Source organism: Bradyrhizobium genomosp. III, assembly GCF_000261705.1.
Lineage (GTDB): Bacteria > Pseudomonadota > Alphaproteobacteria > Rhizobiales > Xanthobacteraceae > Bradyrhizobium > Bradyrhizobium ottawaense.
The window spans coordinates 1-8,534 of sequence record NZ_AJQF01000079.1; the positions used below are offsets into that span (position 1 = coordinate 1).

The 8,534-nt window shown below is 65.9% G+C and carries 11 protein-coding genes and 1 tRNA gene; 6 read left to right on the forward strand and 6 right to left on the reverse strand.

Going from position 1 to position 8,534, the window contains the following annotated elements; genetic code table 11:
- The 4 genes from IC66_RS0107930 to IC66_RS0107945 all read left to right on the forward strand — a co-directional run.
- Nucleotides 1–1,004, forward strand: a 1,004-nt coding sequence (locus IC66_RS0107930) for a 2'-deoxycytidine 5'-triphosphate deaminase (RefSeq protein WP_038947286.1), incomplete at its 5' end; no start/stop codon positions are given.
- Between the two features lie 133 nt (nucleotides 1,005–1,137).
- Nucleotides 1,138–1,554 carry a PAS domain S-box protein gene (locus IC66_RS0107935; RefSeq protein ID WP_038947287.1) on the forward strand — a complete coding sequence of 139 codons (417 nt, stop codon included), beginning with the start codon at nucleotides 1,138–1,140 and terminating at the stop codon, nucleotides 1,552–1,554.
- Between the two features lie 106 nt (nucleotides 1,555–1,660).
- On the forward strand, nucleotides 1,661–2,713 hold the full coding sequence (locus tag IC66_RS0107940) for a hypothetical protein (protein ID WP_038947288.1): 1,053 nt from the start codon (nucleotides 1,661–1,663) through the stop codon (nucleotides 2,711–2,713).
- Between the two features lie 169 nt (nucleotides 2,714–2,882).
- On the forward strand, nucleotides 2,883–4,328 hold the full coding sequence (locus tag IC66_RS0107945; protein WP_028140900.1) for an MATE family efflux transporter: 1,446 nt from the start codon (nucleotides 2,883–2,885) through the stop codon (nucleotides 4,326–4,328).
- On the opposite strand, the gene IC66_RS0107950 is transcribed toward IC66_RS0107945, so the two are convergent.
- The 6 genes from IC66_RS0107950 to IC66_RS0107975 all read right to left on the reverse strand — a co-directional run bounded on the left by IC66_RS0107950 (nucleotide 4,325) and on the right by IC66_RS0107975 (nucleotide 7,859).
- Entirely contained in the window at nucleotides 4,325–4,804 is a 480-nt protein-coding gene (locus tag IC66_RS0107950) for a hypothetical protein (RefSeq protein ID WP_028140899.1), read from the reverse strand. The two genes, IC66_RS0107945 and IC66_RS0107950, sit on opposite strands and share 4 nt — an antisense overlap.
- A gap of 123 nt (nucleotides 4,805–4,927) precedes the next feature.
- Nucleotides 4,928–5,329 carry an SRPBCC family protein gene (locus tag IC66_RS0107955; RefSeq protein WP_028140898.1) on the reverse strand — a complete coding sequence of 134 codons (402 nt, stop codon included), beginning with the start codon at nucleotides 5,327–5,329 and terminating at the stop codon, nucleotides 4,928–4,930.
- Between the two features lie 145 nt (nucleotides 5,330–5,474).
- Nucleotides 5,475–5,834 (reverse strand): VOC family protein, encoded by a 360-nt coding sequence (locus IC66_RS0107960; protein WP_028140897.1) that lies wholly within the window; start codon nucleotides 5,832–5,834, stop codon nucleotides 5,475–5,477.
- A gap of 105 nt (nucleotides 5,835–5,939) precedes the next feature.
- Nucleotides 5,940–6,299, reverse strand: a complete 360-nt coding sequence (locus tag IC66_RS0107965) for a hypothetical protein (RefSeq protein WP_038947289.1) — start codon at nucleotides 6,297–6,299, stop codon at nucleotides 5,940–5,942.
- 131 nt (nucleotides 6,300–6,430) lie between these two features.
- Entirely contained in the window at nucleotides 6,431–7,270 is an 840-nt protein-coding gene (locus tag IC66_RS0107970; protein ID WP_038947290.1) for a helix-turn-helix transcriptional regulator, read from the reverse strand.
- A gap of 10 nt (nucleotides 7,271–7,280) precedes the next feature.
- The gene (locus IC66_RS0107975) at nucleotides 7,281–7,859 is read right to left on the reverse strand and encodes a methylated-DNA--[protein]-cysteine S-methyltransferase (protein ID WP_038947291.1); all 579 of its coding nucleotides are present in this window, start codon (nucleotides 7,857–7,859) and stop codon (nucleotides 7,281–7,283) included.
- Between the two features lie 175 nt (nucleotides 7,860–8,034).
- Between IC66_RS0107975 and IC66_RS0107980 the strand changes: the two genes are divergently transcribed.
- Nucleotides 8,035–8,108 (forward strand) — tRNA-Gly (locus IC66_RS0107980).
- Between the two features lie 177 nt (nucleotides 8,109–8,285).
- Nucleotides 8,286–8,534: helix-turn-helix domain-containing protein (locus IC66_RS0107985; protein ID WP_162130968.1), on the forward strand; the 249-nt coding region annotated here is incomplete at its 3' end.

Consider the following 8,534-nt stretch of genomic DNA (forward strand, 5'->3'; position numbering starts at 1 on the left):
AGAGCCAGATCCAGCCGGCGAGCCTCGATCTGCGTCTCGGCGACATCGCCTATCGCGTCCGCGCCAGCTTCCTGCCCGGTCCCGGCGCCACCGTCGCCGAGCGCATCGACGAATTGAAGCTGCACGAATTCAGCCTCGCCGACGGCGCGGTGCTGGAGACCAACTGCGTCTACATCGTGCCGCTGCTGGAGAGCCTCGCGCTGCCGCCGGAGATCGTCGCGGCGGCGAACCCGAAGAGCTCCACCGGCCGGCTCGACGTCTTCACCCGCGTCATCGCCGACGGCACCCGCCGCTTCGACATGATCGGCGCCGGCTATCACGGCCCGCTCTATGCCGAGATCAGCCCGAAGACGTTTCCGGTGCTGGTCAGCGAGGGCTCGCGTCTGTCGCAGGTGCGCTTCCGCACCGGTGACGCCATCCTCAATGCCGACGAGCTCGATGCGCTTCATGCCGCCGAGCGCCTCGTCGATATCGACGATGCCGATCTCTCCGGCGGCGTCGCCGTCTCCGTCGATCTCTCCGGCGAGAAAGCGAACGGCTTCGTCGGCTACCGCGCCAAGCGCCACACCGGTGTGGTCGACGTCGATCGTCGCGCCGGCTATTCCGTCGAGGACTTCTGGGAGCCGATCTCGGCCCGCCCGGACGGCAGTCTGATCCTGGATCCCGGCGAGTTCTACATCCTGGCCTCGAAGGAAGCCGTGCAGGTGCCGCCCGACTACGCCGCGGAGATGGTGCCGTTCGACCCGCTGGTCGGCGAATTCCGCGTGCACTATGCCGGATTCTTCGATCCCGGCTTCGGTTATGCCGGCGCGGGCGGGCTAGGATCGCGCGCCGTGCTGGAAGTGCGGTCGCGCGAAGTGCCGTTCATCCTCGAGCACGGCCAGATCGTCGGTCGCCTCGTCTACGAGAAGATGCTGGCCCGCCCCGACGCGATGTACGGCCAACGCATCGGCTCGAACTACCAGGCCCAGGGCCTCAAACTATCGAAGCATTTTCGCGTGTAGCTGCCCATTCTACTGTCATGCCCCGGCTCAACCGGGGCATCCAGTACGCCGCGGCTTATCGGTTCAATCAATGCGGCCTCTGGGATACTGGACGCCCGCCTTCGCGGGCGATGACACCGGCGGAGGAAATGAAATGAGCAACCCATCCGAACTCGACGCAAAGATCGCCGAAGACGTCGCGGATGCGCTGATCTATTCGGACCGCTCCGGCACGATCATGCGATGGAACCGTGCAGCGACGGCTCTGTTCGGCTTCTCCGCAGCGGAAGCGCTGGGCCAGAATCTCGACCTGATCATTCCCGAGCACCTGCGCGCCGCGCACTGGAAGGGCTTTGAAGCTGCGCTGGCCAGCGGCAGCATGAAGCTTGCGGGCAGGCCGACACTGACCCGCGCGCTGCACAAGAGCGGTCGCAAGCTCTACATCGAGATGACCTTCGCGCTGGTGCGGGATTCCGGCGGCAACGTCCTGGGATCGGTCGCGATGGCGCGCGATGTCACTGAACGGGTCGAGCGCGAGCGCGCGGCCAAGACGCCACCGCAAACTTCGTGATGCGGAATTGGCGGGTGGCCACGCAGGGCGCTCTGCACGGGCGTCATGTTGCCTGCCGGAAGGTGCGGTGACACACTCGATCGCAACATGATCGGGAGCGAAACGAATGACCGCCGCAGCTGACGCCGCGCAGGAAGCTCAATGGAAGCGCTGGCGTGCGGTCGCCGACCTCTACCACGCCTATTTCACCGGCCTCATTCTCACCGTCGTCACGCGGCGCGGCACTGCGGATGCAGCGGAGTTCGTCTTCCGCGTGTTCCGCCGCCAGCAGCAGGAGCGCTTCCTGCCGGGGCTTAGGAAGCTCGGGATCGATCATCTGCCGCCGGCGGTGGCGGCCGCGCAATATCACTATCTCTCGAACTGGATCGGCGGCGTGCATGTCGAATACATGTATGAGAGCGACGTCAAGGCCTGGATCCGCTATCCGCCGCCGCGCTGGATCTGGAAGGGCACGGCGATCTGCGGCGTGCCGGGCGAGGTTTCCCGCGCCATGCTGCGGGGATGGCACGCCAATAATGGCGTCGCGCTCGGCGATCTCAGGCTCGGCTTCGTCTGCACCAAGCAGAGCGTCGACGGCCAGGACGGGCTGGAAGGCTATTATCACCAGTACGATCATCCGCTCGAGCTCGATCAGCGCCTGGTGTTCGCGCGGCATCTGGAAGCGCCGCTGTTCGATGCGAAGACTGCGCCGGCTTTGCCGGTTGCGAGCTGGCCGAAACCGCGCCTTGAAAAAGCCTATCGCAACTATGCGATGGAATATGTGCGCACCGCGGCACCCGTGATGGTGCAGCTGTTCGGCCCGGAAGACGCCGGCTATCTGCTGCATCTCACCGGCAAGCTGATCGGGATGCAATATTTCGATGACGTCGCGGCCGCGCTGGCGATGAGCCGCGGCGGGGCGAGCGAATTCGCGTCGTTCCTGAACGCGCTGTTCGCGGCGCAGGATGACACGGCCGAGACCGCGCAATCCGAAGGCACGTTCGAAATCCGCCAGCAGAGCTGGAAGCTGATGGACGATGTCGCCGACTATCACGGCGCCTGCGCCAGGGTGCTGGAGGGATTGTTCGAAGGCCTGGCTGCGGGATGCGGGCGGCACATCGGCGTGCGCATGCGCGCTGCTGCTGGCGGCCGCGCGCCGCTGGTTTGGACGATCGAATAGCCTTCATCCATCGAAATGCGCTGCCGCAGGGCACGCCTGCAGCTGGCGCAGGTGGAATCGCTGCGAGCCGTGCTAACAAGCCTCTCGCCGCGCCTTCTGCGCGAAGAAAATAACCGGCACACCTACGCATTGCCGCGCCGCAAATGGCGCCCCCTGCCCCGGAGAGGACATGTCCGACATCGCCGAAATCCCGGTCGATGAGCAAGAGCGTCCGCTGCCGCCGCCCCCGCGGCCGCTACGAAGCGCGCTTGTAGACGGGCCGATCCTGCGCACGTTGCTCTCTCTCGCCTGGCCTAACGTGATCGCGCTCTCGGCCGGCACCTGTACGGTGATCGCGGAGACCTCCTATATCGGCCGGCTCGGCGTCGAGGCGCTGGCGGCGATGGCGCTGGTGTTTCCGACAATCATTCTGACCATGACGATGTCGGGCGGCGCCATGGGTGGTGCGGTGGCTTCCGCCATTGCCCGCGCGCTCGGCGCCGGGAACCGCGAACGCGCCGCCACGCTCGCCGCGCATGCGATCCTGATCGGTATCAGCTTCGGCCTCGTCTTCATGCTGGGCATGCTGATCTTCGGGCCGCGGGTGCTGGAAATGCTCGGCGGCCGCGGCGACGTGCTGACCCACGCTGTCGCCTACACGCAGGTATTTTTCGGCGGCGCCGTGCTGCCCTGGCTGCTCAACACCATGGCCGGCGTGCTGCGTGGCACCGGCAACATGAAGCTGCCGTCGTTCCTGATCCTCAACTCGGCGGCCTGGCAGATCGTGCTCGGCGGCACGCTGGGCCTCGGGCTCGGGCCGGTGCCGCAGTTCGGCATGCGCGGCGTCGCGGCCGGCGCGCTGATCGCCTATTCCATGAACATCTGCATCATGGGCTGGTACCTGTTCTCCGGTCGCGCGCGGGTTACACCGAAGCTGCGCGGCCTGCGCATTCAGTGGGCGATGTTTTTCGACATCCTGAAGGTCGGCGCGATCGCCTGCTTCTCGCCGCTGCAATCGGTGCTGACGATCTCGATCTTCACCCACATGCTGGCGAAGTTCGGCACCGCGATCCTCGCCGGCTACGGCATCGGTGCGCGGCTCGAATTCCTGCTGACCTCGATCGCATTTTCGTTCGGCATCGCCTGTGTGCCGATGGTGGGGATGGCGATCGGCGCAGGCAACATCGCGCGCGCACGGCGCGTCGCCTGGATCGCCGGTGCATCCGCATTCGTGGCCGTCGGCGCGCCGGCCTGCGTCGTTGCGATGTTCCCCGATCTCTGGATCAACATCTTCACCGACAGCGCGGCCGTGCGCGCGGCGAGCCATCAATATCTCTCGACGGTCGGACCGTTCTACGCCTTTTTCGGCATTGCCACGACGATGTATTTCTCCTCGCAAGGCGCGGCCAAGGTGATCGGGCCGGTGCTGGCGCAGACGGCGCGGCTGATCTACATCTCGGCGGCCGGCTGGTGGCTGTCGACACACGGGGCGACCGCGCAGAGCTTCTTCTGGCTGGCCGCAAGCTCGATGGTCGTGCTCGGCCTGCTCTCATTCTCCAGCGTGGTGCTGACGCGCTGGGGACCGCGCGCGAACAAGGCTGCGATCAGGCCGGCTCTCTCTCGCGCCGCCGATTAGCGATGCCTGTGGCGGCGATGGCCGCTACCGCCGCCGACATTGGCGAGCCGCATCAATTGCGGGATCATCGCCATCATGTCGCCGCCTCCGGCACCACCGAGCATGCCCATGATGTCGCCGCCACCAACGCCGCCATAACCGGCCGGCATGGTGCCGCCCCCCATCGGGGTGTAGCCGCCGTAATTGGGTGCGCCAAAGCCGCCGCCGAGATGGCCGCCGGACAGGCCACCGAGGCCGCCGCCGCCGTTCTCCATCATGCGGCTCATCATCGGGCCCATGGTCTGCATCATCATGGCGAAGCGGCGCTTGCCCATCTTCGCCTTCATCATCTCCAGCATCGGGGCCATCTGGGTCATCATGTCCTCGCCGCCGGCACCTCCGCCGCCGAGGAACTGCGCCTTCGCCGGCGAGCTCGCGACTGAAAACAGCAGCAGCACGGCGGCCGCCTGGCAAATCACCTTGTCCGCACCTCGCATGGCATGCTCCTCGCGTGCGTCGCGCCGCCGGGAGAGCGGAGCCAACCGGACGCACGCCGCGATGGTTAAGGCTGGCGAGGGCGGAGCTCTGTGAGAAAACTCACAGAGCCGCGTGGACCGCCGCTAAGCTGCAGCGGGCGGAAACGCTTTATGTATCGCAACGACGGCGTCCTTGGTCTGGCCCTGGACGTAGGCTGCAAGCTCGTTCGGCAGCATGTCGATGATCCACACCAGGCGGCTTCTCCGGTCGCCGTCGGCGATCACCTGCACCGAGGCGCTGTAATGCTGCAGCCGCTCGTTGTTGATGGCATAGACGAGGCGCTGCCGCGCGTCGTCGCAATCGACCAGCACTTCGCGCGCCACCGAACCGTTGGCGAACGTGACGATACGCGCATCGCCGTCGATCGTGCAGGCGGTGACGAAGCCGGGTGCCAGCCGTTCATGCAGCGCGCCGAAATCGCGCACCGCATCCCAGACGTCGCGTGCCGGGGCATTGATGGAGATGTCGTTGTGGATGGAGGCCATCGGGGAATTCCTATGATGTGGAGTTCGTAGGGTGGGCAAAGGCGCGCTCTTCGCGCGCCGTGCCCACCATTCATCGGCGCTCTCGCACGCGATGGTGGGCACGCTACGCTTTGCCCACCCTACGAGTGCTCGTGCGCGGCGGCTTCTACACACAAACCGCCTCGACATTATTGCCATCGGGATCAATCAGGAACGCCGCGTAGTAGGTCGGGCTGTAATCCTTGCGCGGCCCGGCGCCGCCATTGTCGCGGCCGCCGCTCTTCAGGCCTTCGCTGTGGAACGCCTTGACCGCGTCATGATTTCCGGCGCGGAACGCGATGTGCGCGCCGTCGGCCTTGCGGCCCTTGTTCAGGTGCAGCCACAGCCCCGGCTCGCCCTTCGGCCCGAAGCCGGCATAGCCGTCGCCGCTGGAGCACAGGACGTAACCGAGCGGCGCCAGCACCGCGGTGTAGAAGCGCGTCGCGGCGTCGAGATCGGCAACGCGAAGCCCGATGTGGTCGTACATGGTCGTCTCCATTTGCAAAGCGCGCCGAAAATGGCGCGCGCCCGGAGACGACCCTAGTCGGGGTGGAGCGGGCGGCTCTTGGAGAATCTTGCGCTCGGCAGCCGGCTAATTCGCCGGAACCTCCGACTGCCACCGGATCACCCGTTTCAGGTGATAGACGTGAACCCACATGTTCGTTCCGATCACGCTGACCGTTGCGACGATCAGGGCCGTGAGCTTCTGCGGGTCATGAAGGGCGAGGACGAGCAGGAACGCGGACAGGGCCGCCGTGACGCCGAAGCTGAACCAGAGCCCGATGAGGCGTGGTGCAAACCAGGCCGGCTGACCGTCGGTGCCCCATTGCATCGGAATCCTGCGCGAGGTGATCTGGCGGCCATAATAGACGGCACAGCCGGCGATGAAGGCAAGACCAACGGCAAGCGCGATCAGTGTGGCCGCAATCACATCACTCGGGGCACTGTTCATCTGCCGGGTCGCCGCATTTCAAAGAGCGTTGGTTCGCTCTTTGGTTGTAATATCGCGCGGCGTTCCGTAAGCCCAGTACGACGCGCCCGTCTGGTCAACAGACTATTACCCCACCATGCGGCCGACCTGTCTCAGTTGAGGACGAGGCGTTCGGCGAAGACGCTGCGCTCCCCGCGCGAGGCCTGGCGGAATTTGGTCGGCGATACGCCGGCAGCGCGGTGGAAGGTGCGGACGAAGTTGGAGAGATCGCCGAAGCCGACGTCATAGGCGACATCGGTGACCGCAATGTCGTCATCCGTGAGCAGCCGCGCTGCGTGCCGCAGCCGCGACCGCACCAGATATTGATGCGGGGTGACGCCGAGCACGCTCGAGAACTGCCGCAGGAAATGGAACGGGCTGAGGCCCGCCTGCTTTGCGGCCTGTTCGAGATCGACCTCGGCATGCGAATTGTCGTCGATCCAAAGTGCGGCCTCGACCGCGCGGCGGCGGTCGCGCGCGGTGGGGGTGGCCGGCTTGCACGCCTTGCCCGAAACGACGTCGACAAAACGGCCGGCCAGGATCTGGCCGACCTCGTCGAGGCCGATGTCGCTGTTGCCATCTGCCGCCGTCTGGGCGAGCTCGCCCAGCACCATCAATTCGGGTAGCGGCGGCGTGGCGCCGACCTGCCAGACCTCGCCCCGCCCGCCGAGGGCATCGACCATGTCCGCGCTGAGGAAGAACGACAGGCAGATATCGCCGCTGACATGCTCATGCGTGCAGGTGTATTCCTCGCCGGGCGCGCCGACCAGTATCGAGCCCGCCACCAGTTCGAAGAAACCGGCGCGGCAATGGCAGCCAAAGCTGCCCGAGCGGACATAGGCGATGGAATGCCCAGTGCGGCATTCGGCAAATGGCGTATCGCCCGGTCCCGCGTCGCAGCGAAACTCGGAAACGATCATCGATTGTGACGTCAGCAGTGTGGTCGCGTCCATGCCGCCTTATCTAGGTGGACGGCCTTGGTGGGGCAACCGGCAGCAGCACCTCGAACAGCGTCTTGCTGGCGACGGGATGGGCGCCCTCGAGTGCCAGGAGCCGCCGCTTGGAGATCACCCCGCCATAAGGCGAGAGCCGATCGGTGTAATTGCCGGCCTCCAGTACCCGGTGGCAGGGCACGATCAGCATGTAGGGATTTCTGGCGATCGCCTGTGCCACCGAATGTGCCGCGCCTGAAGCCCCCAGCGCCTTGGCGACCTCGTGATAGGTGCGCGTCTCCCCGCGCGGAATGGAACAGGCGAACTCGTAGACGCGGCGGTTGAAGCCGGGCACCCCGCCGGCATCCAGGCTGACCTCGGAAAAATCGGGATCGTTGCCCTGCAGCAGGCTCACGATGCCGTCGATCGCAAGCTCGGCATTGTCGGAGGGGCGCTGCTCGCGCGCCTCGGGATGGACCGCAAAGATGCGGCGGCGGGTGTCGATCTCCCGCGCCCCGGGCAATTGCACGGCCACCACGCCGGTGCCGCTCCAGATGATGCCGCAGCGCCCGATCGCCGTGTCGAATATCGAATAGCCACGCCCCACCATGCACACGCCCCACTCAGTGCACGTCTCTCCCCAGACACGAGATCATAACACCGCCACAATCCGGCGCACCCAAAATCTTGCCAAGACGTTAATAACCGGCCGGCTGGCTGCGCCAAACTGCTTGGCGGGAGGCGCCGTCTCGGCTAATCAGGACGGGCGCGCAAGCCGCGCATCCGCGGGCGTAGTTCAATGGTAGAACGGCAGCTTCCCAAGCTGCATACGAGGGTTCGATTCCCTTCGCCCGCTCCAAGCTTCCGATTGAAGTTTTCCATTCCGATCGATCTGGCAGGCGCGACCGCGTATTCGCGCGGTGCGTAAAATTCCAATATATTAGCCGCTGTCTCCGGCGCTTGCTGGTCCCTTGGCCTAAGCTCCTCACGCTTTGGCGGGTGCGGTCTCTGGCCGGGCAACGTTCGGATGAAGACCATGGACCAGCAAAAACTCGATCGCGCGATCGGGCGCCGCCTGAAGACGCTGCGGACGCAGGCCGGCATGACGTTGAACGAGCTCGCCGCACGCTCCGGCGTCAGCCGTGCCATGATCGGGCGGGTGGAGCGGGCGCAGAGCAGCGCGACGGCTGCGCTGCTGGGACGACTCTGCGCGGCGCTCGACGTGTCGCTCAGCGATGTCGTCGCGCTCGCCGAGAAGCCGCCGGAGCGCTTGGTGCGGCTTTCC

Bases quoted from the DNA above. Each gene is read 5' to 3' on its own strand.
- IC66_RS0107960 (WP_028140897.1), bottom strand. From the start codon at position 5,834: ATGTACGACCACATCGGGCTTCGCGTTGCCGATCTCGACGCCGCGACG.
- IC66_RS0107955 (WP_028140898.1), bottom strand. From the start codon at position 5,329: ATGGCCTCCATCCACAACGACATCTCCATCAATGCCCCGGCACGCGAC.
- IC66_RS0107975 (WP_038947291.1), bottom strand. From the start codon at position 7,859: ATGGTGGGGCGTGGCTATTCGATATTCGACACGGCGATCGGGCGCTGC.
- IC66_RS0107945 (WP_028140900.1), top strand. From the start codon at position 2,883: ATGTCCGACATCGCCGAAATCCCGGTCGATGAGCAAGAGCGTCCGCTG.
- IC66_RS0107965 (WP_038947289.1), bottom strand. From the start codon at position 6,299: ATGAACAGTGCCCCGAGTGATGTGATTGCGGCCACACTGATCGCGCTT.
- IC66_RS0107935 (WP_038947287.1), top strand. From the start codon at position 1,138: ATGAGCAACCCATCCGAACTCGACGCAAAGATCGCCGAAGACGTCGCG.
- IC66_RS0107970 (WP_038947290.1), bottom strand. From the start codon at position 7,270: ATGGACGCGACCACACTGCTGACGTCACAATCGATGATCGTTTCCGAG.
- IC66_RS0107940 (WP_038947288.1), top strand. From the start codon at position 1,661: ATGACCGCCGCAGCTGACGCCGCGCAGGAAGCTCAATGGAAGCGCTGG.
- IC66_RS0107950 (WP_028140899.1), bottom strand. From the start codon at position 4,804: ATGCGAGGTGCGGACAAGGTGATTTGCCAGGCGGCCGCCGTGCTGCTG.